We start from the raw sequence: 22,847 nt of genomic DNA on the forward strand, positions 1-22,847 counted from the left end.
TTAGTAAGGAGAGGTGTTTGTTTTGCATGTAAAAGAGCAGTTACTAACATTAAAACCATATCAACCTGGTAAACCAATTGAAGAAGTAAAAAAAGAATTTAATCTATCAAAAGTTGTTAAGCTAGCTTCAAACGAGAATCCATATGGATGTTCGGAAAAAGCAAAGCAGGCAATTTTATCAGAAATGGAACAATTAGCTATATACCCTGATGGTTATAGTGCACTTCTTCGGACAAAACTAGCAAATCATTTAGGGGTTAGGGAAGAAGAATTAATATTTGGAAATGGCTCAGATGAAGTAGTCCAAATCATTTGTCGAGCATTATTAAGTCCTGAGACTAATACTGTCATGGCTACTCCAACGTTCCCTCAATATAAGCATAATGCAATAATTGAAGGTACAGAAATTCGTGAAGTTCCACTCGTGAATGGGGATCATGACCTTGATGCAATGCTTAATCAAGTTGACGAGAAAACAACGGTTATGTGGGTATGTACACCAAATAACCCAACAGGAACTTATATAAAAGAGAATGTATTGCTAGAATTTTTGCAGAAGGTTCCAAAGCATGTTCTCGTTGTATTAGACGAAGCATACTACGAATATGTGGTAGCTGAGGATTACCCACAAACTATTGAACTACTTAAAGATTATCCTAATATTATTATTTTACGTACGTTTTCTAAAGCATATGGGTTGGCAGCACTTCGTGTAGGGTATGGTATTGCAAATGCAGACTTAATTCGTAAAATTGAACCAGCAAGAGAACCTTTTAACACAAGTAGAATTGGACAAGCAGCTGCAATTGCTGCACTTGATGATGTAGATTTTGTTTTAGAATGCAGAGAAAAAAATCAAAAAGGTCTCCAACAGTTTTATCAATTTTGTGAAGAACAGAAATTAGACTATTACCGCTCTGAAGGTAATTTTATCTTGATAGATTTTAATAGAGATTCAGATGAAGTGTTCGGTGCTTTACTTAAAAAAGGTTACATTGTTCGTTCAGGTAATGCTCTTGGATTTCCAACTCACTTGAGAATTACAATTGGAACAGAGCAGCAAAATGCAGAAATTATTGAGGTATTAAAGGAATTTGTTAATCATTGATACCTAAGTCCTCTTTTCATTGGAAGAGAGGACTGCTCTTTATTTTAAATAGTCCAGTTTTCAACCCTTTTATAAAGGCAATCTAAGATAGGCTGAAAAAGGTGATATTGTTGGTTAAAAAGATTTATTTAATCGGATTAGGTTTAATTGGAGGATCAATTGCTCTTTCAATAAAAAAACACGATCCAGCGATCCATATTCTTGGATTTGATATAAACAAGGATCAAGCAAATCTTGCGAAAAAAATTGGGGCAATAGATGAAATTTCCTTTACTCTATTTCCAGATCTTACTGATGTGGATATGATTTTTATTTCGACACCTGTACAACAAACAATTCATATCATTGAACAACTCGAAAACGTTGAGTTAAAAAAAGATGTTATTATAACAGATGTTGGCAGTACGAAAGTGAAAATAGTGGAATGTGCGAATTATTATTTAAATAGTAGAATTAAATTCATAGGCGGACATCCGATGGCTGGGTCGCACAAATCAGGGATTTTAGCAGCTAAACCTCACTTATTTGAAAATGCATTTTACATATTAACTCCTTCTAAATATGTAACCTCGGAGGATCTAAACCAATTAAAGTCTATTTTGTCGGGAACAAAAGCAAATATCATTGAAATGACACCTGAAGAGCATGACAAAGTAACAGGAGTGATAAGTCATTTTCCCCATATTGTTGCTGCAAGTTTAGTGTACCAGGCTGAAAGTTATGAGGAAAATTATCCAATTGTGAAAAGACTTGCTGCAGGAGGATTCCGTGATATTACAAGAATTGCTTCAAGCAATCCTTCGATGTGGCGAGACATTCTTCTCCATAATAAAGGCCCCTTGTTAGAGCTTTTTGATGAATGGATAACTGAAATGGAACGGATCAAACAATATGTGAAGGATGAAGATGCAAATCAGTTGTTTGCTTATTTTGCTCATGCTAAGCAATATCGAGATGAACTTCCCGAAAAGCAGAAGGGAGCAATCCCATCCTTTTATGATTTGTTTGTCGATGTCCCGGATTATCCCGGTATTATATCTGAAATAACAGGATATTTGGCAAAAGAGGAAATCAGTCTAACGAATATACGCATAATCGAAACAAGGGAAGAGATTTATGGTGTATTAAGATTGAGCTTTCAAACAGAACAGGATCGTGAATTAGCGATTAAATGTATTGGCAAATATTCAGACTATGATACATTTATTATTTAACTACTGAGTAGGATAATTGAGGTTTGAGGTGAAAACAATGACAACATCTAAAAAATTATCAAATGTTCAACGGCTTACTGGCACAATTGAGGTTCCAGGTGACAAATCAATCTCCCATAGAGCGGTAATGTTTGGTTCAATAGCAACTGGTAAAACTGAAATATCAAATTTCTTAATGGGAGCGGATTGTTTAAGCACTGTTTCCTGTTTTCGGAAAATGGGTGTTTCAATTGATATTAATGATGGGAAAGTAATTGTTGAGGGAAATGGTATGGATGGGTTACGAGAACCGTCTGATATTTTAGATGTCGGTAATTCTGGCACTACAACTAGATTGATGTTAGGTATTCTTTCTGGTGCACCTTTTCATGCATGTATCATTGGTGATGAATCAATCGCTAGAAGACCGATGTCACGGGTAACAAAACCATTACGATTAATGGGTGCTTCCATTGATGGCCGCGAAAATGGCCAATATACACCTCTTTCAATCCGTGGTGGAAACTTGAAGGGGATTACGTATGAATCACCAGTAGCTAGTGCACAAGTTAAATCTGCAATTTTATTAGCTGGATTACGTACTGATAAAGAGGAAACAACGGTAATTGAACCACATAAATCAAGAGATCATACGGAAAGAATGCTAAGAGCTTTTGGTGTAGAGGTGAAGGAAGATTCTACATCTGCAACTGTTATTGGCGGGAAAGAACTTGAAGCAACTAATATTTTTGTCCCAGGTGATATTTCATCAGCTGCATTTTTCCTTGTTGCAGGAGCTATTGTACCTAATAGTGAAATCATATTAAAAAATGTAGGAATTAATCCTACAAGAACTGGAATAATAGAAGTTTTGCAGATGATGGGTGCTTCAATTGAAATTATTCAGCATGATCAATATTCATTTGAGCCTATTGCTGATATCATCATAAAAACTTCTACATTAAAGGGAATAACAATCGGCGGAGATTTAATCCCTAAACTAATTGATGAAATTCCTGTTATCGCATTATTGGCTACTCAAGCAGAAGGAAAAACAGTAATAAAAGATGCAAGTGAACTTAAAGTAAAGGAAACAAATCGTATCGATACTGTTGTTGGGGAATTATCAAAGCTTGGAGCATCGATTGATGCAACTGACGATGGTATGATTATTACTGGGAAAACGGGTTTATCTGGCAATGTATCAGTATCGAGCCATGGAGATCACCGAATTGGTATGATGCTAGCGATTGCTGCATGTATTACAGATGGAACGCTTGATTTACATGATGTTGATGCAATTGCGGTATCTTATCCAAACTTTTTTGAACATTTATCATTACTATCTAAATAAAAATAAATGATGCTAAAACGGACCTAATATTACTTAATGTAAAGTTATTGTAATATTAAGTTCGTTTTTTTTTGAAAGATTGCTTATTCGATCATAATTCATACCTGACCTACATAGCTTGTCTTAAAGAGGATAAAAAGGTGGGGAGTGTCATGAGTTATATTTTGGACAGTGCTAGACTACTTAAATCAGATAGGATTCAAAAAACGTCCTTACTAATTAATCAAAACCGTATTGAGTTTATGCGTCAAACAATGGAGAATATTCGTTATATGCGAATGGATTTGAGCCCATATTTATTAACACCAGGACATGTAATGGTTGATTTTTCTCTACATTCATCTCTTCAATTTCATGGATTCAAACATTTAATAACACATCGGTATATAAAAAAAGGGTGTACAACAGTCGTTACCGTTGCAAATGTCAATAATGAAAATGATCTCCTTTCAAGCGTTAAAGAAAAAAGGCAACTAATGATTAACTCACCGATTGATTATTATATTGGCATTAAACTACCGTTTAAATCATTAACCCCTTCTCTAATAAGAAAATGTAAACGATATAATATAAGCGTTATCTTTGTTGATATCGAGGAACACGATAACCTTTTAAGTAAATCTTGGGGATGGATAAGAGATGCGATGTTTTCAAATCCGATAACTTTAGTTCCATATGTAAATGAAGAAACATATTCATTAATTAAAAAACAAAAAACACTTCAAATCTGGGATAAAATAATGAATGAGCATCGATTATCATCGATTCCAATGATATTAAAAGAGGGTGAACCAATATCTCGAGATGTATTAATGAGACTTGGAATTTACCCAATTAAAGGTGATTTACATGTAGGTGGTCAAGTAAACTATAACCTTTATCAATATGATGAAGTTCATAATCTTTCTGATGGAAGGCCGATCATTGATTTTGACAAAACATATCCAGTCATTACTACACATCAAGGGAAGCTTATCCAAGTAAACGGAATGGTGTCATTTATTCCTGGAATTGGTGAAGAATGTTTTATTTCTATTTCAGGGCGTTTTATACCACATTCTGTGACGATTTGATGTAAAATATTAATGAAATGCTACTGAATAATACTACTATATTTAATCATGAAGGTACTTATTAGTAGATTTTTTCGTAAAGATATGGCATAGTAATAGTCCACGTAATGAAACGTAATTTATGATAAAAGATTGAGTCATGTGTGCTTTTTTCAATATTGTTTTCATAGCTAAAAAATAATCAAGCATCACATAGAGAGAAAGGAACAAAATATGCTAAATTCAGTTCTTAATGAAGCAATTGATCTTGTTAATAAAGGAAAAACCGAACAGGGCTTAGAACTTTTAGAAAATATTCTACCTACTCTTCATGATGAAGAAAAGCTTCAGCTTGCTGATCAATATTTTCAATGGGGGATTGTAGATAAAGCTCATACTATCGTTGAAGAACTCCATTTCCTTTATCCGGAAGAAATCCAAATTACTCTGTTTTTAGCCGAGATATTTATTGATTTAGAAAAAGAAGAGCAAGCAATTGAATTATTAAATACGATTCCAGTTGAACATGAATTTTATCCACAAGCACTTCTGTTATTGGCAGATTTATATCAAATGCAAGGATTAGCGGAAGTTAGTGAACATAAACTATTAGAAGCTAAGCAGTTGTTACCAGAGGAATTCATTATCGATTTTGCTCTTGGAGAATTGTATTTCCATCAGGGGCAATATAAACATGCAATCCCGTATTATGAGCAAGTTGTAAGCGAGCATCCAGAAATTTCAGGTGTACAATTAGCTCAAAGGCTTGGAGAATGCCTAAGCGCAAATGGGCAATTTGAAGAGGCATTAGATTACTATCAACATGCAGTAGATGCTCATGAAGATTTGAATACTCTTCTTGGCTATGGAATGACTGCCTTTCAGGGCGGTTTTTATAAAACAGCTATTCAACAATTATCAAAGCTAAAAGAAATTGACCCTCAGTATTCTTCTCTATACTTATATTTGGCTAAAGCATATGAACATGAAGGGTATTTGGATGAAAGTCTTGAAACTGTTCAGCAAGGAATTAAAATTGATGAATTTAATAAAGAATTATTTCTCTTTGGAGGAAAAATTGCAATTAAATTAGGGAGAATTGATGAGGCGGAAAGACTCCTTCGCGAGACGATAGCGATAGACCCAAGTCATCTCGAGGCAATTATTACTTTAAGCCACGTGTTTTTACAGGACGAAAGATATGATGAAGTCATTGATTTAATAAATGAAAGTAAACGTTATGGTGAAGAGGATCCACAATTCGAATGGAATTTAGCCCGAGCTTATCATCAAAAAGAAGAGTTTTCACAGGCATTAAATCATTATCAACTTGCATATAATTTTTTCAAGGATCAACGAGAATTTTTACATGAATACGCCTACTTTCTATTAGAAGATGGGCAACGTAGTGAAGCAAAAAAAATCTTTAAACAATTGCTTAAAAATGATCCTTCAAATGTCGAAATCGGTGAGATTTTGCTACAATTAGAGGATGACTTTTAAGTGATAAAAGCAGGATATTATTTTAATTTTGTGGAATTAACATAGTAAGATAACAGAATTTGCAGAGGAGGGAATTGCATGGTGGCCCCTGTATCTGTCCATGAAAAGAAAGATTTTATCAGGTGGTTTTTGAATCATTATCAGTTGAAGAGAAGAGAATGCGTTTGGATTTTAAACTATTTAATGAGTCATGATACATTAATGGAAAAAGTACACTTTGTTGAACAGGCACAGTATTGTCCAAGAGGAATCATTATGTCAACGCATTGTGTAGAAGAAGTACCATTTCGCTTTTATAAAGAAAATGTTATGACTACTGATGCAGAGAAATCATTTCATGATATCCGGTTAAATAAAGATGAAGAATTGTTTATTCAGCTTAATTTCCGTTCTGCATATCAATCTCCACAATATGCTGCAGTTTTGGAAGCAAATCCATTTATGCCTGACCATTTATTTGGAAATGAGAAGGACCGAGAAGTTGCCGAAAAGCTATTAGAGCATTCGATTGAAACGTTTCAAAAGGAAAAATTGTATCAACTAATTGATGAAGCACTTGATCAACAAAATAAAGAGGAATTTGACAGGCTTACAACTCAATTAATTCAACTTAACAATCAATCAAAAAACAAATAAATTTTGTCTAATATAATGACTCATCTTTACTGAGTTATTATATTAGACATTTTTTTTGCATAATAAGCGTTATGCACTAAGGGAAAATGAGCTTTTTTTAATTTAACAATTTAAAGTGCAAGATATATAATAGACTTATTATTAGGAATGGAAGTGAATGAATTGAAGTGGGTTTTAGAAGATGTTGATGTTTACAATCAATCAAAGGAGTATGTTGATACGGCTGTTATTCCGCTTATTCCAGTTTCGGTCCAATCTGACTTTAAAAGTGTTGTTTCAAAAGGGGAATTTATTACACATGTAACAGCTGAGCTTGAAAGACAATTAAAAGGAAGGGTGTATTTATTTCCACCGTTTACATATTTGAAAAATACAAAAAATGTGTTTGAAATTTTGCTAGAATGGAAAACTGAGATACAAAGGGAATTTAAGCATGTATTTTTTCTAACTAGTGATGAGATGTTAAAAGATAATAAACCTCAATCCTTATCAAAGAATCTCATTTGGTTAGGGGCAGTTCCTATAGAACATATGGATGATAATTTAAAAAGAAAGCTCTTACAAGATCAAGTCGAACAAATTTTGAACATTTTATTACAATCTTGGAATAATTAAAAAAAATTTTTTTATTTGCAAAATTACAAAACATGATTTTATTGACCTCATGGAAAGATTGATATATCATGAGTATGTCCTAGTTTTATATATCATTTCCGTATGTCCTATATGGACTTTAGCTTACAATAGAGGGGGGAAAATGATGAGCGAGAAAAAACATCGGGTTTCAAGACGTCAATTTTTGAATTATACGCTTACTGGTGTAGGCGGTTTCATGGCTGCAGGTATGCTTATGCCAATGGTACGCTTTGCACTTGACCCTGTGCTCCGACCAGCAGAAGAATCAGAATTAGTTCAAGTAGTAAGTGTAGACGAAATAACTGAAGAACCACAACGCTTTGACTTTAAAATCAAACAAAAAGATGCTTGGCATGAATCTGAAGAAACAAAATCAGCTTGGGTATTTAAAGAAGGGGATAAGATCACTGCGTTATCACCTGTTTGTAAGCACTTAGGCTGTACGGTTGGATGGAATAATGACCCATCAAACAAGAACAGATTTTTCTGTCCTTGTCACTATGGACTTTACGAAAAAGATGGTACGAACGTTAAAGGTACACCACCTTTAGCACCGCTTGATGTTTACGAGCATGCAGTAAAGGACGGGTTTTTATTCTTAGGTAAAGCAAAACCACGAGGGGAGGCGTAATCGATTGCTTAATAAGATCTATGATTGGGTTGACGAACGTTTGGATATTACGCCAATGTGGCGCGATATTGCTGACCATGAAGTACCTGAACACGTAAACCCTGCACACCATTTTTCTGCCTTTGTTTATTGCTTTGGTGGATTAACATTCTTTGTTACTGTAATTCAAGTTTTATCAGGTATGTTTTTAACGATGTACTATGTTCCCGATATTAAAAATGCTTGGGAATCCGTATTTTATTTGCAAAATGAAGTTGCATTTGGGCAAATCGTACGTGGTATGCATCACTGGGGAGCAAGTCTCGTTATTGTTATGATGTTCCTACATACTTTACGTGTATTTTTCCAAGGTGCTTATAAGAAACCCCGTGAATTAAACTGGATCGTTGGGGTACTAATTTTCTTTGTAATGCTCGGATTAGGTTTAACGGGTTATTTGTTGCCTTGGGATATGAAAGCGTTATTCGCAACAAAAGTTACGTTGCAAATTGCTGAATCGGTACCGCTTATTGGGCCAACTATTAAAACCTTGTTATCAGGACATCCTGAAATTGTAGGTGCGCAAACACTTACTCGTTTCTTTGCAATCCATGTATTCTTCTTACCAGCTGCATTATTCGGTTTAATGGCAGCACACTTTGTGATGATTCGAAAACAAGGAATATCCGGACCTCTATAATATAAATGAAATGAATTTAAAGACAACAACTTAGTAAGGAGGGGAAATCATGCATCGCGGAAAAGGTATGAAATTTGTAGGTGACTCTCGTATTTCTGCTGAGAGGAAACCTAATATTCCGAAAGATTATTCGGAGTATCCTGGAAAGACAGAGGCGTTCTGGCCGAACTTCCTCTTAAAGGAATGGTTAGTTGGTGCTGTGTTCTTAGTCGGCTTTTTATGTCTAACAGTAGCGCACCCATCACCTCTTGAGCGTGTGGCTGATCCTACTGATGCTGGGTATATTCCATTACCTGACTGGTACTTCCTATTTTTATACCAGTTATTAAAATATTCCTATGCCTCTGGACCTTTTACTGTAATTGGAGCAATAATCATTCCTGGTCTTGCATTCGGTGGATTAATGTTAGCGCCGTTTCTTGATCGCGGTCCACATCGTCGTCCAGCAAAGCGTCCTGTTGCTGTAGGGATGATGCTTTTAGGGGTTGCAGCTGTATTCTATCTAACATGGGAATCTGTCGTAACTCATGACTGGGAAGCTGCTGCAGAGCAAGGGAAGATTCAAGCTGAAGCTGAGATTGATAAAGAATCTGACGGTTATAAAATTTATGAGGCACAGGGCTGTATTCAATGTCATGGTGAAAATCTAGAGGGTGGTCCAGCAGGAAAAGCACTTGTCGATAATGGATTAGAACCAGATAAAATCGCTGATGTTGCAAAAAACGGTCAGGGAGCAATGCCTCCTGGTGTCTTTAAAGGTACAGATGAAGAATTAAAAGTATTATCAGAATTTATTTCTGGTGTTACTTCAAAATAAAGCTGACTTTTGTCAGCTTTTTTTTTGGAAACGTCTATAAAATGTGTTTAAGTTAAATTTAAATAAATAGTGTTTTTTCTTTGGAATTTAAATAAGTATGGTGATTAAACTTGAAAATGATTCATTATCTGCTAGGTAATAAACCTATGCTGTTACTTGTTTTTGTAATTAATTTTTTTGGAACTCTTTACGGCTATTTCTGGTATAAGGATCAGCTAGCTGTAACACCTCCACAATTCCTTTTATTTGTACCAGATAGTCCAACTGCTAGCTTATTTTTTACAATTGTAATTGTCGCTTTTCTCTTTAGGAAAAATCTCCCTACGATAGAGGCACTAGCTATTGTGACATTATTTAAATATGGAATTTGGGCTGTAATTATGAATCTGCTCGTATTAATGATAAATGGTCATTTAGTATGGCAGGGCTATATGCTGATTGCATCTCATTTTGCTATGGCAGTACAGGGAATACTTTATGCACCATATTACCGATTTAAGCTTAAGCATTTATTAATTGCAGCTGTATGGACATTACATAATGATGTTATTGATTATGTTTTTGGAATGATGCCACGTTATGGAACATTAAACGATTATATGAGTCAAATAGGTTACTTTACTTTTTGGCTAAGTATGCTCTCTTTATTTATCGCATATATATTTGTTATTCATAAAAAATCGACAAAGCTTTCAATACCTGAATAAAAAATTCGATTAGGTTTTCTTCATTGTTCTATTCTTTTTTCAAAAGTTGTTGGTCTATCCTTGTCCAATTCCTCATACGATTTTTAAGAGAAGTTCTAGGGGGGACAAGGATGAGAAAATGGCTAATTGCACTTATTATCGGCATAGTGTTAGTCCAAACGAAACCAATAAATGCCGAGGAAACATATGATTGGGAATTTCTTAATAAGATTTCTAACACTGCACTCCAACTTGCAAAACAAGAGCGTTATAGTGAGTCTGCCCAACTACTTGATTATTTTTCTATGAAATTTGAAGATATACCGATTAACCGGGATTCAATTTCACTTGATCATTTTCGAATGATCTCAAGTACTCATAAGGATGCAAAATCAATTATTCTAGATGAAAAGAAGACAAATGAGGAAAAGGTTCGAACTTTAACAAAATTTAGGCTTGTTGTAGACGCTATGGTTTCGGAACATCAACCTCTTTGGGGTTCAATGGAATCGTCAATTATGGAGACATTTTCTCAAATTAAGACTGATGTGCAATCCGGTGATATTCAGTCATTTCAACACGACTGGAATGAATTTTTAAGTTTATACGAAATTATCTATCCGAGTATTCAAGTTGATATCGATGATAGGCGAGTAAAGCAAATGGATGAACATATATCAGTAATAGGCGACAAGTTCTTTCAAGATGTACCTGAAACAAGTCGTGTGAAACAATTATCATTGATGGAAGAGGAATTAAAAGCAATTTTTGAAAGAGTTAAAGAAGATGAAGCTGACCCATCTTTAGTTTGGGTGATGATAACAACAGGTAGCATCATTTTATTATCATTATCTTATTCCGGTTGGAGAAAATATCGTGGAGAAAAGGAAAAATTAGAAAAAAGGGAACAAAATAAAGAGTAAAAAGCTTGAGGATTTCTCAAGCTTTTTTGATGTGCGCCCGGCATGGGTACAGTCTATAGGGTGCAAGTCCCGAGCCACGAAGACAGTAGTAGTGGTTAGTTTAACGCAAGGGTGTCCGTGGTGACGCGGAATCTGAAGGAAGCGGGCGGCAAACCTCCGGTCTGAGGAACACGAACTTCATATTAGGCTAGGTACCATTGGATGAGTTTGCATTACAAAACAAAGTCCTTACTGCCGAAGGTGGTACAGAGTAAATGAAGCAGATAGGTGGAGGGAAAGACTGTACTCTTACCCGGGGAGGTCTGATTGGTATGTCAAGTACACTTGGTAACCTATCCAGCAATGGATAGCTGAACAATCAGAAGTCAGCAGAGGTCATAGTACCAGTCTAACTCGAGATAGAATGGGAAGGACTGAACTATTAAGAGAGAATGAAATCTGCCCATTCGGCGATTGCACTTGAACACAGACAATCCGAAAGGACTTACCAAAAGGAGGAAGTGGTGAATCCGCAGGGGACTTTAGGAGGGTGGAGCAAGAACCGGCATAAACAGAAATTTCATTCACGTAGAAAGGAGTAACATCATGTTAATGGAACGAATCTTGTCACGGGGAAATCTCTTAACTGCCCTAAAACGGGTAGAGCAGAACAAAGGAAGTCACGGCATAGATGGAATGTCCGTAAAATTCCTACTAAGACATCTCTATGAAAACTGGGATTCCCTTCGGGAAGCTTTGAGTACAGGTAACTATCAACCTTCCCCTGTTCGCCGTGTCGAAATCCCGAAACCAAGTGGAGGGGTACGGCTTTTAGGCATACCAACTGTTACAGACCGTTTCATCCAACAGGCAATTGCCCAAGTATTAACCCAAATCTTTGACCCAACCTTTTCTGAAAACAGCTATGGATTCCGACTTAACAGGAGTGCCCATGATGCGGTAAGAAAGGCAAAGGGATATATCAAAGAAGGGTTCCGTTGGGTAATTGATATAGACTTAGAGAAATTCTTTGATAGGGTTAATCATGACAAATTGATGGGAATACTCGCTAAAAGAATTGAAGACCACATTCTTCTCAAACTAATCCGGAAATATCTTCAATCAGGTGTAATGCTTAATGGGGTTGTTAAATCAACGGAGGAAGGTACTCCGCAAGGAGGTCCTCTCAGTCCTCTACTTTCAAACATAATTCTTGATAAATTAGATAAAGAATTGGAAGCAAGAGGGCATAAGTTTGTCCGTTATGCTGACGACTGCAACATTTATGTTAAGTCATTAAAAGCAGGGGAACGTGTAATGGAATCCATTACGGCGTTTATTGAGCAGAAACTAAAATTGAAGGTAAACAGGGATAAGTCGGCAGTAGACCGTCCGTGGAAACGGAAATTTCTTGGCTTTAGCTTTACTTGGAATAAAGAACCGAAGGTGCGAATTGCTAAAGAAAGCATCAAACGCTTTAAGAAGAAGATTCGAGAAATTACCTCACGGTCAAAACCTTTTCCATTAGAAGTAAGAATTGAAATGTTAAACCGTTATCTAACAGGATGGTGTGGATACTTCGCTTTAGCTGACACTCCAAGCAAATTCAAAGAATTCGATGAATGGATAAGAAGAAGGCTCAGAATGTGCGAATGGAAACAGTGGAAGAAACCTAAAACCAGAGTTAGGAAACTTATTGGTTTAGGCGTCCCTGATTACAAAGCATATGAATGGGGCAACTCCAGAAAGAAATACTGGAGAGTTGCATGTAGTCCAATATTACACAAAACCCTCGATAACTCTTACTGGAGTCAACGAGGGTTGAGAAGTCTATATAATCGTTATGAAATTTTACGTCAATCTTAATAGAACCGCCGTATACCGAACGGTATGTACGATGGTGTGAGAGGTCGGGGGTTAGTCACTCCCTCCTACTCGATTAAGTATGTAATGACTATCGCTGTAATGGGTTTTTGTTTTCATCAAGTGTAAATCCCTCGCCTAAAACATCATGTACATCACTTACTGCAACAAATGCATGTGGATCTACAGAATTGATAACATTTTTTAAACGGACAATTTCATTTTTACCTACTACACAATATAACACATCTAGGTTTTGCTTCGAAAATGAACCTTGACCTTTTAAAATGGTGACACCACGTTCCATTTCTTTCATAATTCTCTCTGCTATTTTATCAGGGTATTGTGAAATAATAGTTGCTCCTTTGGCAGCATAAGCTCCTTCTTGCATAAAATCAATGACTCTTGCACCAACAAATACAGCAACAAGTGTATACATGGCTTCTCTGTAAGAAAGGTAAGTAATTAATGATAAAACAATGACACATAAATCAAACATAAACATGGTTTTCCCCATACTCCAGCCAAAGTAGCGATGACATAAACGTGCAATAATATCAACGCCACCTGTTGTTCCGCCATAGCGGAAAATTGTACCTAAACCGATACCAAGAAATACCCCAGCAAATAAAGCGGCAAGTGTCAGGTCTTCATTTAGTGGCATATTAATTTGATATTTTTGAAATATCCATAGGTAGAAGGAGAGGCTTACTGTACCAATCATTGTGTAAATAAATGAGGTTCTCCCAAGTACCCGCCAACCAATAAAAAATAACGGAATATTTAATACTAAATTACTAATAGAGGGATCAATATGAAAAAGGAAAAAGAGCATTAGTGTAATACCTGTAAAACCACCTTCAGCTAGGTTGTTTTGCATATTAAAGTGAACTAAGCCGAAACCAAAGATGGCAGATCCGATTAAAATGAAAAGAATATTTTTTACACGTAAATGACCGTTCATGTAGCACCTCCAAAAAATTCATGGCGATTTACATTATAGTTGATAGAATGTCAAGGTGCAAATTTTCAAAAAATGATTACGAAATAATTGTAAATCTTTATCGTATTAGCTAACATTGAATAGAAAGTAGATGAGGTGATACAAATGGAGCAAAAGAAAATGAAAGACCTTCAACGTGAAGTGGATGAGTACATAAGCGGATTTAAAGAAGGATACTTCTCTCCATTAGCTATGATGGCTCGTATAACAGAGGAAGTTGGAGAGTTAGCAAGAGAAATTAATCACTACTATGGAGAAAAACCAAAAAAAGCCAGTGAAACAGAAAAAGCCATTGAAGAAGAACTGGGAGATGTATTATTTGTTTTAATTTGTCTAGCCAATTCTTTAAACATAGATTTAGAAACGGCACATGACATTGTAATGAAAAAGTTTAAAACAAGAGATAAAGACAGATGGACGAAAATTGAGGAATGAAGGAGTTATGAAACAATGGAACAAATCAAAATAGTTATAGCAGGTCCTCGTGGACGAATGGGAAGTGAAGCTGTAAAGCTTGTTGAGCAAACAACAAACTTTACTCTTGCTGCTGTCGTAGATCATAAGTATGAGGGGAAAAGTTTAAAAGATTTAGATGGATTTGATGTGGATGTACCAATTTATACAGATATTGATAAATGTTTTTTTGAGACGAATCCACATGTTCTTATCGATTTGACCACACCAGAAATTGGAAAGATACATACGAAGAAGGCGCTACTAAATGGGGTTAGACCTGTTGTGGGCACAACTGGCTTTTCTGAAGAGGATTTAAAAGAGCTACAGGAATTAACAGTAGAAAAAGGGATAGGTGCAATTATTGCTCCGAATTTTGCGATTGGGGCAATATTAATGATGAAATTTTCGCAAATGGCCGCTAAATATTTCCAAGATGTCGAGATTATTGAACAGCATCACGATCAAAAGCTAGATGCACCATCTGGTACGGGTCTAAAAACGGCGGAAATGATATCTGCTGTAAGAGAAACGAAACAGCAAGGTCATCCGAACGAAAAAGAAATTCTCGCTGGTGCGCGAGGGGCGGAATATAATGGAATTCGACTTCATAGTGTACGTCTACCAGGTTTAATTGCACATCAAGAAGTTTTATTTGGTGGGGATGGACAAACATTAAAAATCCGGCATGATTCATACAACCGGGCTTCATTCATGTCAGGAGTAAAGCTTGCTGTTGAGAGCGTTATGAAGGTCGATTTACTAGTATATGGATTAGAGAATATTATCGAATAAAAGGGGGAGTTTACAATGAAAATTGCATTAATTGCACATGATAAAAAGAAAACAGACCTTGTTCAGTTTGTATTAGCATACAAGCCGATATTTGAGGAGCATGAACTTTTTGCAACAGGGACAACGGGGTTACGTATTCAGGAGGCAAGTGGTTTGAATGTCCATCGTTTTCAATCAGGTCCCCTTGGAGGAGATCAAGAAATCGGAGCACTTATTGCAAAGAATGATATGGATATGGTTATCTTTTTCCGTGATCCGTTAACTGCACAACCACACGAACCAGATATTTCAGCATTACTTCGTCTTTGTGACGTATATTCTATTCCACTTGCAACAAATATGGGGACAGCTGAAATGTTAGTGCGTGGTCTTGAACGTGGTGACTTAAATTGGCGGGAAGTCATTCAAACGAATGATTGATAATTGAAACGGAAGTGAACCAAGGATCAAGTTTATTTTTTATGGTCTATATTAAATTATATTGTTGATTTTTAAGATAGATGTTGATTGAAGCGAATACCTTAAGCGAAAATCAATAATAATGTTTAACAGAACCATTTTAGAACCATGATTATTTTTAAAATGGCCAAGATTAATTTCATACTTACTTACGGGCGGCATAAAAAATATGAATAATAGGCAATTTACACTTATTTTTAAGATAGATTCTAAGAAGAAAATCAAAAATTAAAAAGGCATTTGGGAAAGAAAGCTTTCCCAAATGCCTTTTGTCTTCAATCTGAAACGAAGAGATTTTTAATATCTCTTCGTTTTTTCTATTTCTTATGAACAGCTTCCACCTGTTGAAGAACGGACCTTTGAACCTGTTTCACCTGATAATAAGTCTCCACCTGTTGACGTGATGATTTCATTTGTCACCTTATTTGAAATCGTATGTGAAACGAGCTGTAATAAATCATTAACTTCCATTTGAGACTCTTGGAATTCTTGAATAATCGGAATTTCATCTAATTCATTTTGAATTTTTTCAATTTTTGCCTCAACTTGCTTTAATGCTTCATGTTTGCCATAATGTTGAAAATTGACAGCTTGCTTTTGTAAGCTTTTAATACTTGCAATCATTTCACGAACTTTTTGATTTTCGTTTAACTGCGCTTCGGCACGTTTAAAAAAATCAACTTCTTTTGATTCGGAAATCATTTTTGCAAGCTCACGAGCCTTTGCAACGATCTCATCTTTTGTATAAATTGTCGACATATTATATCACCTCAACTGCTTCTTCAACCATTTCACCATCAAGTGTCCATGTTTTTGCTTTTACAATTTTAACTTTTACAATTTGTCCAATAGCAGATTTCGGTCCTCTAAAGTTTACTAGCTTGCTCTTTTCCGTATAACCTGATAATACATCTGGATTATTTTTACTTTCACCCTCAACTAGTACATTGACAATTTTACCTTCATATTCCTTAAGCTTTTTCGCAGAAATTTCGTTAACAAGCGCATTTAACCGTTGAAGGCGTTCCTTTTTCACTTCCATCGGAACATTATCCTTCATTTTAGCAGCTGGTGTACCTTCTCGTGGAGAGTAAATAAATGTATATGCACTATCAAATTCTACTTCGCGATATAAAGATAAGGTTTCTTCAAATTGCTCTTCTGTTTCATTTGGGAAACCGACAATAATATCTGTTGTTAAAGATGCGTTAGGCATTGCTTCTTTTATTTTTCGAACTAGCTCTAAGTAACGCTCACGAGTATATTTACGAGCCATAATTTTAAGAACTTCTGAGCTTCCTGATTGTACTGGCAAGTGAATATGATCTAAAAGGTTGCCACCTTTAGCTAGAACCTCGATTAAACGGTCATCAAAATCGCGCGGATGACTTGTTGTAAAACGAATTCTTGGGATGTCGATTTTATGAATTTCATCCATTAAATCCCCTAAACCATATTCCATATCTTCAAAGTCTTTTCCATATGCGTTTACGTTTTGACCAAGTAGGGTAACTTCCTTATATCCTTGTGCTGCAAGCTGGCGAACTTCCTGAATAATTTCTTCAGGGCGTCGACTTCTCTCTTTACCACGTGTATATGGAACGATACAATACGTACAGAATTTATCACATCCGTACATAATGTTTACCCATGCTTTTATATTCCCTTTTCGAATTTTCGGAAGGTTTTCAATAACGTCCCCTTCTTTTGACCAAACTTCAATGACCATTTCTTTAGAAAGATATGCTTCATTTAAAATATTTGGTAAGCGGTGAATATTATGTGTTCCGAAAATCATATCCACAAATGGGTGAACCTTTAAAATACGATTTACTACTGATTCCTCTTGTGACATACAGCCACATACACCAAGTAATAAATCCGGCTTCTCTTTTTTAAGCGTCTTCAAGTGGCCTAACTCACCAAAAACCTTATTCTCAGCATTTTCACGGATCGCACATGTATTTAATAAAATGACATTTGCATCCTCAACACTGTCAGTTGGCTCATATCCTAATGTCATAAAGATACCTGCCATAACCTCAGTATCATGTTCATTCATTTGACAGCCATACGTACGGATGAAAAACTTCCGACCTTGTCCCATTCCTTTAAATTCTTCAGGGATTTTAAAATCATTGTATTGCACATCTTCTTTTCCACGTTTTTTAGCATCTTTTAATGATGGTGGTTGATAAGTCTTTTCAAAATATTTCGCAAAGTCTGCTGACGTTTTTTCCGAAACGGATTTTTTGTCCGCTGAAATAGCAGCTACTTTCTGTCCTTCTTTACGTTGTTGTTCGTTCATGTTCTTTCTCCTTCCATTGAAAGAATGATTGATTGCGTTTAAATTCATTGTTGACGTACAACTAACCATTATAAACCTTATAAAACAATCTAACAATAAAATATACGATTTAAGCGAATGTTGACAAGATTAATTTAATGGTAAAAACAATTGGAAAGCTTTCATGAGATTCTATTAAACTTTGAAAAAAATCTTTATATCGATAAAGTCTTTTCAAACTAGATGAGGAATTTCCAATTTTAGTTTTGTTGCTCAATTATCCATTCAACCCATCTTATAACTGTACTAGATCTTCTAAAGTAAGTTGATTCCTTCTCAACATTATACAAGCTTGACTTTTTCATCATCTCGATAATTTTTTGCTTACTAGGTAATTTGCCATTTGCAAAGTATTCTCTTACTACTTCATTAAATACTTTGTGTTCTAAGATGCACTTTATTAATGCTATATACTTTTGTTTGTACGGCAATCTCATCAGCTGTCTTCCCTTAGCTGTTAAGGTATATTTTATATTTGAGTCTTTTTTATATTTATCAATCAGTCCTAAATACATCGCAGCAGAAGTATAATAATTGGTTTGTCGTTCATCAAAATTATAATTAGTCGTGATGAAGTCCTTTGTTAAATCTTTTTCCATTAATAAACCAAGTAAATCAATAATTCTAATAAAGGAATCTGCCTGTGGAAAAGGAATTTCTGGTTCTTCAATCACCTTTGTTTGTTGCAATAGATGATAAATATCCGCTAATGCAATTGTCTCATGTGCAATCATATATTTTTTTTGTTCAATTAGCCGTAAAGAATTGTATCTCAACGGATCCTCAAATTCATAGACAAAAAAATGAAATACATCTGCTGAATGAGTAAAGAAAATTGGTCTTACTTTCTTTTGAATTTTCCCTTGCCATAAACGGAACGGATAATACATCTGGCGAACAAGAAAATCCTCGACAGTCTCCTTCTTCGCCTCGATTAGAGCAAATGCTTCTTCCCCTTCATAGCCTCCATCAATTTCAACCTGTGCGTTTTTAATCGCAATCTGATGATCCTTCCCTGAATTCGTGCGAATCATAAAGTCAAATGCTTGTGAGGACATTCGACCAGAAACGGTAGGCGTGCACTCTTCACCGAGTAAATCTGCGATCATACCAGATACATATGCACAATGAAGTGCAGAGCTTTCAGAATACAAATTAGAAGGGTCAATCGTCATAACAGTTGGAGGAATACGTAGTTTAATTGGCCGCAAGCTTTCATCATAAGAAACCTTTTCATATGCATCAAATTGTCCTAAAACATATCGAGACCTTGAGATTGGAAGGATGCTAATACCATATTTTTTAAAGATTTTAGGTAAGTTACTTTTATGATCAAACTTAGCCATTAAACGAGGCTCACGAACGGTTTTAATTATTTTCGCGTCAATTTCATAAAACCCATGGCGATTCACTTCATCTAGTATTTGATATCGTTCAAAAAGCACTTCCCATGCTTTATCATTTAGGCTCATAATTCATCACCAGCACCTCATCAATTTTCCCGCGTTTTGATGCTACTGAATTGATGCTTCTCGTTGCTCCGACAATTTCAATCTGAAAATTTTTATATAAATCTTTAATGTATTTAGTTGCTGAGTTACTAAGCAGTACTTTACAGCCACGTCCGTCCAAGTCTACAACTAAATCTCTTAATCGCTCCTGTTCATCTCTACCAAAACCATCAAGGCTATAGCTGGTAAACGAAGAGGTTGTTGAAACAGGATCATATGGAGGATCGATGTAAACAAAATCTCCTTTTTTAGCAGTTGCTACTGCATCAGCAAAATCACCATTTAAAATCGTCACATCATTATTTGCCAAATAATCATGTACGGCTCGTACGACATCTTCATTCACGATATTTGGATTTTTGTATTTTCCAAATGGAACATTAAACTGTCCCTTTTTGTTAACGCGAAAAAGACCGTTGAAACACGTTTTATTAAGAAAGATAAGTCTTGATGCTCTTTCTACATCTGATAGCTCTTGATAAATAGGCTTTCGATCTAAATCTCGTATTTCATAAAAATAGTCACTATTATTTTCATGTTTCCGTAAATCTGATAGTAATTCTTCTATATGGTCTCGAATTGTTAAATATGTATTAACCAATTCGGAGTTGATATCATTAATTACAGCTTTGCTTGGCTGAACATCAAATAATACAGCCCCAGCACCAATGAAAGGCTCATAATATGTTCCAGTCATTTCTTCTGGTAAGTATTTTCGTATTTCAGGTAGTAGCTGTCTCTTTCCACCAGCCCATTTTAAAAATGGCTGAGCTACTTTATTTGTCACCATCTATGTTCCCCTCTCATACCTAGTAAATCTAGTATAAATCTTATCGGTTTAGCTAAAGAAAATCAAATTAATTTCATTCTCTGCAGTTTTTTATCGACATATAAAAAAAGACATCATTTCTTTCGATACTCCCTTAGTTAAAGAAAGATGTCTCTTACTAGTACGTTACTTATGAAACACAATTTAAGGTGTTGGTTGTTGTTTCGTTCCTTGGGTAAATAAAAAGTTTATTTTTCCATCTTTTAACTCCAGCTTTGCATCAAAAGTTTTTTCACCTTTTTTAAATCCTTTGATCAAATTAGTCGTTCCCTCTGATAAAAGCTTCTGTACATTCGTTTTTGTTATATTTTTCCCAAGAATTTTCTTTGAAATCGTGAACTTGCAGTTATTTACTTTATAATTTGTACAGCCATAAAACTCGCCTTTATCGACAACATCTCCGTTACACAGTTTACATTTCCCTACTTTTTTTCCAATGGTGAACTTAGAATTTGAGCGCTGAATCGATTCTACTTTTAATCCATCGAAGTTCCAGTTCGGTGCAAATTGAATTGCGTCAGCGACAATTTTCGCAGAGAGCTTTTTAGTTTGCTCCATAAATAATGCTGCAGATGCTTGTCCCTCTCCAATTTCTGAAAGACGCTGCTCCCATTTAGCCGTCATCTCTGGAGAGGCTAAAATATGATTACCGATCGCTTCGATTAAAACCTTGCCCTTATCTGTTGCATATACTTGGTTTTTTTTCACTTCAATATATTTCCGATCCTTTAGCATCGTAATAATCCCTGCTCTTGTCGCTTCTGTTCCTAAGCCTTCCACTTTATTTAAAACCTTTTCTAATTCATCGTTGTCTAAATATTTTCCTGCTGTTTTCATTAATGTGATTAATTGACCTTCTGTATATCGTTTTGGCGGTTGAGTTTTCCCCTCTTTTGTTTCTACTTTATGGACATGTCCTGTCTCTCCCTTTTGAACTTGTGGGAGCAATTCATCCTTTTCTTTATCATTTTGAAAAATCACTTTCCGCCAACCTTCTTGAATTTGCTGTTTTCCTTTAGTAATAAATTCAGCTCGACCATCTACAAGTGTAGTCAATGTTGAATAGTCATATATTGCTTTATCGTAATGGGCAGCAATTAACCTTCTCACAATTAAATCATACATTTTTTGTTCATCAGCATTTAATCTGCTAGGATCTGTTACTTGTTCAGTTGGAATAATCGCATAGTGATCTGTTACCTTTTTTTCATTAACATAACGAGAATTATTAAGTATTGATGTCTTTGGTAAAGGAAATAAATCTTTATATTCTTCAAACCTGCTTAATTTCTCTAATATAGCAGGAAAAAGTTCCGCTTCACCCTTTGTGACATATGTTGAATCAGACCTTGGGTAGGACACAATCCCTTTTTGATATAGTGATTGAACAACATCTAATGTTTTTTTCGGTGAAAATTTATACGTTTTATTTGCTGTCGCTTGGAGAGCTGATAAATTAAAAAGCAGCGGTGGTTGGTATTCCTTCCTTTCCTTTACAATATCTTTAATCTCTGCTCGTTTTTCTTTACAAAACTCAGCGATTTTTAGTGCCATCTGTTCATCTGTTACTCTCGTTTGCTGGTCCTTTTGCCACGTTCCCTTATATTTTTTCTTATTAATTTGAAAGGTAGCAATAATTTCCCAGAATGGTTCTGACTTAAAATTTTCTATTTCCTTTTCTCTTTTTACAATTAATGCAAGTGTTGGTGTTTGAACTCGTCCAGCAGAGAAAACATCATTCATTCCCTTTTCCTTAAGTAAAAGTGTATAAACCCTTGATGCATTCATTCCTACTAACCAATCTGCACATGCTCGTGAATATGCTTCAAAATAAAGATTTTTCGTATCCTCATCATTTAATAATCGACGAAATCCTTCATTAATTGATGCTTGTGTTAAAGAAGATATCCATAATCTTTTCAATGGCTTTTTCACACCAGAAAGTTGAATAATATTCCGAATGATCAGCTCACCTTCTCGCCCAGCATCACCTGCATGAATAATTTCGGTTACATTCGGATCCAATAATAGTTTCTTAATAATTTGAAATTGCTTTGCCTTTGATTTAGATACTTCGTATTTAAACTTATCTGGAATGAGTGGCAACATCGATATAGACCACTTTTTCCATTCCTGTTGATAAGACTCTGGTGCACATAGTTGTGTTAAATGGCCAATTGCCCAAGTACAATATGCCCCTTTTGGAAAAAGCTCATTTGGCTTAACCTCAATATAGCCATCTCTTTTTACTCTTTGAAAACCTGAACATAGCGTTTGCGCTTGATCTGGTTTTTCTGCAATTATTAATTTCATTCGAAAAATCACCTAACTATTTCTAGGAAACTAGAAATCTTTTATATCACTGATTAAGTTTACTGTATTTTTCATTG

The 22,847-nt window shown here is 35.4% G+C and carries 22 protein-coding genes; 16 read left to right on the forward strand and 6 right to left on the reverse strand.

Features of this window, described 5'->3' with window-relative positions:
* Positions 1-22: 22 nt before the first annotated feature.
* From hisC to ltrA, 13 genes are all read left to right on the forward strand, one after another.
* A complete protein-coding gene (gene hisC, locus HU235_RS04565; protein WP_095301139.1) occupies positions 23-1,108 on the forward strand; it encodes a histidinol-phosphate transaminase in 1,086 nt (361 codons plus the stop codon).
* Positions 1,109-1,218: 110 nt separating this feature from the next.
* The gene (locus HU235_RS04570) at positions 1,219-2,322 is read left to right on the forward strand and encodes a prephenate dehydrogenase (RefSeq protein ID WP_095301140.1); all 1,104 of its coding nucleotides are present in this window, start codon (positions 1,219-1,221) and stop codon (positions 2,320-2,322) included.
* A gap of 37 nt (positions 2,323-2,359) precedes the next feature.
* Positions 2,360-3,655 carry a 3-phosphoshikimate 1-carboxyvinyltransferase gene (gene aroA / locus HU235_RS04575; RefSeq protein ID WP_095301141.1) on the forward strand — a complete coding sequence of 432 codons (1,296 nt, stop codon included), beginning with the start codon at positions 2,360-2,362 and terminating at the stop codon, positions 3,653-3,655.
* A 152-nt stretch (positions 3,656-3,807) separates the two neighbouring features.
* Positions 3,808-4,728, forward strand: a complete 921-nt coding sequence (locus HU235_RS04580; protein ID WP_174879463.1) for a hypothetical protein — start codon at positions 3,808-3,810, stop codon at positions 4,726-4,728.
* Positions 4,729-4,920: 192 nt separating this feature from the next.
* The gene (locus tag HU235_RS04585) at positions 4,921-6,210 is read left to right on the forward strand and encodes a tetratricopeptide repeat protein (protein ID WP_442407632.1); all 1,290 of its coding nucleotides are present in this window, start codon (positions 4,921-4,923) and stop codon (positions 6,208-6,210) included.
* A 78-nt stretch (positions 6,211-6,288) separates the two neighbouring features.
* Positions 6,289-6,846, forward strand: coding sequence for a ReoY family proteolytic degradation factor (locus HU235_RS04590; RefSeq protein WP_095301144.1), 558 nt, complete (start codon positions 6,289-6,291; stop codon positions 6,844-6,846).
* Positions 6,847-6,999: 153 nt separating this feature from the next.
* Positions 7,000-7,461, forward strand: coding sequence for a YpiF family protein (locus HU235_RS04595; protein WP_233452128.1), 462 nt, complete (start codon positions 7,000-7,002; stop codon positions 7,459-7,461).
* A 145-nt stretch (positions 7,462-7,606) separates the two neighbouring features.
* Positions 7,607-8,113 carry a QcrA and Rieske domain-containing protein gene (locus tag HU235_RS04600; protein ID WP_095301146.1) on the forward strand — a complete coding sequence of 169 codons (507 nt, stop codon included), beginning with the start codon at positions 7,607-7,609 and terminating at the stop codon, positions 8,111-8,113.
* A 4-nt stretch (positions 8,114-8,117) separates the two neighbouring features.
* The gene (gene qcrB, locus HU235_RS04605; protein WP_095301147.1) at positions 8,118-8,792 is read left to right on the forward strand and encodes a menaquinol-cytochrome c reductase cytochrome b subunit; all 675 of its coding nucleotides are present in this window, start codon (positions 8,118-8,120) and stop codon (positions 8,790-8,792) included.
* 49 nt (positions 8,793-8,841) lie between these two features.
* A complete protein-coding gene (locus tag HU235_RS04610; protein WP_095301148.1) occupies positions 8,842-9,609 on the forward strand; it encodes a menaquinol-cytochrome c reductase cytochrome b/c subunit in 768 nt (255 codons plus the stop codon).
* Between the two features lie 110 nt (positions 9,610-9,719).
* Entirely contained in the window at positions 9,720-10,316 is a 597-nt protein-coding gene (lhaT, locus tag HU235_RS04615) for a lipoprotein heptaprenylglyceryl N-acetyltransferase LhaT (protein WP_095301149.1), read from the forward strand.
* 110 nt (positions 10,317-10,426) lie between these two features.
* Positions 10,427-11,218: a sporulation protein YpjB gene (gene ypjB / locus HU235_RS04620; RefSeq protein WP_095301150.1), complete on the forward strand. Its 792-nt coding sequence runs from the start codon at positions 10,427-10,429 to the stop codon at positions 11,216-11,218.
* A gap of 585 nt (positions 11,219-11,803) precedes the next feature.
* Positions 11,804-13,063, forward strand: a complete 1,260-nt coding sequence (gene ltrA, locus HU235_RS04625) for a group II intron reverse transcriptase/maturase (RefSeq protein WP_174879464.1) — start codon at positions 11,804-11,806, stop codon at positions 13,061-13,063.
* 88 nt (positions 13,064-13,151) lie between these two features.
* Here ltrA and HU235_RS04630 read toward each other — a convergent pair whose 3' ends face one another.
* Complete coding sequence (locus HU235_RS04630; RefSeq protein ID WP_095302208.1) at positions 13,152-14,024, reverse strand: YitT family protein; 873 nt, start codon at positions 14,022-14,024, stop codon at positions 13,152-13,154.
* Between the two features lie 144 nt (positions 14,025-14,168).
* On the opposite strand from HU235_RS04630, the gene HU235_RS04635 reads away from it, so the two are divergent.
* From HU235_RS04635 to mgsA, 3 genes are read left to right on the forward strand one after another with little or no spacing between them, the layout of a single operon-like run.
* The gene (locus HU235_RS04635; protein WP_095302207.1) at positions 14,169-14,498 is read left to right on the forward strand and encodes a nucleotide pyrophosphohydrolase; all 330 of its coding nucleotides are present in this window, start codon (positions 14,169-14,171) and stop codon (positions 14,496-14,498) included.
* Positions 14,499-14,513: 15 nt separating this feature from the next.
* Positions 14,514-15,311, forward strand: coding sequence for a 4-hydroxy-tetrahydrodipicolinate reductase (gene dapB, locus HU235_RS04640; RefSeq protein ID WP_095302206.1), 798 nt, complete (start codon positions 14,514-14,516; stop codon positions 15,309-15,311).
* A gap of 15 nt (positions 15,312-15,326) precedes the next feature.
* On the forward strand, positions 15,327-15,731 hold the full coding sequence (gene mgsA / locus HU235_RS04645; protein WP_095302205.1) for a methylglyoxal synthase: 405 nt from the start codon (positions 15,327-15,329) through the stop codon (positions 15,729-15,731).
* Positions 15,732-16,094: 363 nt separating this feature from the next.
* On the opposite strand, the gene HU235_RS04650 is transcribed toward mgsA, so the two are convergent.
* The 5 genes from HU235_RS04650 to HU235_RS04670 form a co-directional block, all read right to left on the reverse strand.
* Entirely contained in the window at positions 16,095-16,529 is a 435-nt protein-coding gene (locus HU235_RS04650; RefSeq protein WP_095297653.1) for a regulatory iron-sulfur-containing complex subunit RicA, read from the reverse strand.
* Position 16,530: 1 nt separating this feature from the next.
* Positions 16,531-18,078 carry a tRNA (N6-isopentenyl adenosine(37)-C2)-methylthiotransferase MiaB gene (gene miaB / locus HU235_RS04655; RefSeq protein ID WP_095297655.1) on the reverse strand — a complete coding sequence of 516 codons (1,548 nt, stop codon included), beginning with the start codon at positions 18,076-18,078 and terminating at the stop codon, positions 16,531-16,533.
* 239 nt (positions 18,079-18,317) lie between these two features.
* A complete protein-coding gene (locus HU235_RS04660; RefSeq protein WP_174879465.1) occupies positions 18,318-19,589 on the reverse strand; it encodes a type II restriction enzyme in 1,272 nt (423 codons plus the stop codon).
* Positions 19,576-20,418, reverse strand: a complete 843-nt coding sequence (locus HU235_RS04665) for a DNA adenine methylase (RefSeq protein ID WP_174879466.1) — start codon at positions 20,416-20,418, stop codon at positions 19,576-19,578. The genes HU235_RS04660 and HU235_RS04665 overlap by 14 nt, the downstream gene beginning before the upstream one ends.
* A 183-nt stretch (positions 20,419-20,601) precedes the next feature.
* On the reverse strand, positions 20,602-22,770 hold the full coding sequence (locus HU235_RS04670) for a DNA topoisomerase III (RefSeq protein ID WP_174879467.1): 2,169 nt from the start codon (positions 22,768-22,770) through the stop codon (positions 20,602-20,604).
* Positions 22,771-22,847 lie beyond the last annotated feature (77 nt).

It is taken from the genome of Metabacillus niabensis (genome assembly GCF_902829255.1).
GTDB classification, from domain to species: domain Bacteria; phylum Bacillota; class Bacilli; order Bacillales; family Bacillaceae; genus Metabacillus; species Metabacillus niabensis.

Excerpts from the sequence above, each read along its gene's own strand:
- HU235_RS04650 (WP_095297653.1), bottom strand. The coding sequence starts at position 16,529 with ATGTCGACAATTTATACAAAAGATGAGATCGTTGCAAAGGCTCGTGAG.
- HU235_RS04600 (WP_095301146.1), top strand. The coding sequence starts at position 7,607 with ATGAGCGAGAAAAAACATCGGGTTTCAAGACGTCAATTTTTGAATTAT.
- dapB (WP_095302206.1), top strand. The coding sequence starts at position 14,514 with ATGGAACAAATCAAAATAGTTATAGCAGGTCCTCGTGGACGAATGGGA.
- mgsA (WP_095302205.1), top strand. The coding sequence starts at position 15,327 with ATGAAAATTGCATTAATTGCACATGATAAAAAGAAAACAGACCTTGTT.
- HU235_RS04660 (WP_174879465.1), bottom strand. The coding sequence starts at position 19,589 with ATGAGCCTAAATGATAAAGCATGGGAAGTGCTTTTTGAACGATATCAA.
- HU235_RS04610 (WP_095301148.1), top strand. The coding sequence starts at position 8,842 with ATGCATCGCGGAAAAGGTATGAAATTTGTAGGTGACTCTCGTATTTCT.
- HU235_RS04665 (WP_174879466.1), bottom strand. The coding sequence starts at position 20,418 with ATGGTGACAAATAAAGTAGCTCAGCCATTTTTAAAATGGGCTGGTGGA.
- HU235_RS04635 (WP_095302207.1), top strand. The coding sequence starts at position 14,169 with ATGGAGCAAAAGAAAATGAAAGACCTTCAACGTGAAGTGGATGAGTAC.
- ypjB (WP_095301150.1), top strand. The coding sequence starts at position 10,427 with ATGAGAAAATGGCTAATTGCACTTATTATCGGCATAGTGTTAGTCCAA.
- HU235_RS04590 (WP_095301144.1), top strand. The coding sequence starts at position 6,289 with ATGGTGGCCCCTGTATCTGTCCATGAAAAGAAAGATTTTATCAGGTGG.
- miaB (WP_095297655.1), bottom strand. The coding sequence starts at position 18,078 with ATGAACGAACAACAACGTAAAGAAGGACAGAAAGTAGCTGCTATTTCA.
- HU235_RS04630 (WP_095302208.1), bottom strand. The coding sequence starts at position 14,024 with ATGAACGGTCATTTACGTGTAAAAAATATTCTTTTCATTTTAATCGGA.
- HU235_RS04580 (WP_174879463.1), top strand. The coding sequence starts at position 3,808 with ATGAGTTATATTTTGGACAGTGCTAGACTACTTAAATCAGATAGGATT.
- HU235_RS04670 (WP_174879467.1), bottom strand. The coding sequence starts at position 22,770 with ATGAAATTAATAATTGCAGAAAAACCAGATCAAGCGCAAACGCTATGT.
- ltrA (WP_174879464.1), top strand. The coding sequence starts at position 11,804 with ATGTTAATGGAACGAATCTTGTCACGGGGAAATCTCTTAACTGCCCTA.
- aroA (WP_095301141.1), top strand. The coding sequence starts at position 2,360 with ATGACAACATCTAAAAAATTATCAAATGTTCAACGGCTTACTGGCACA.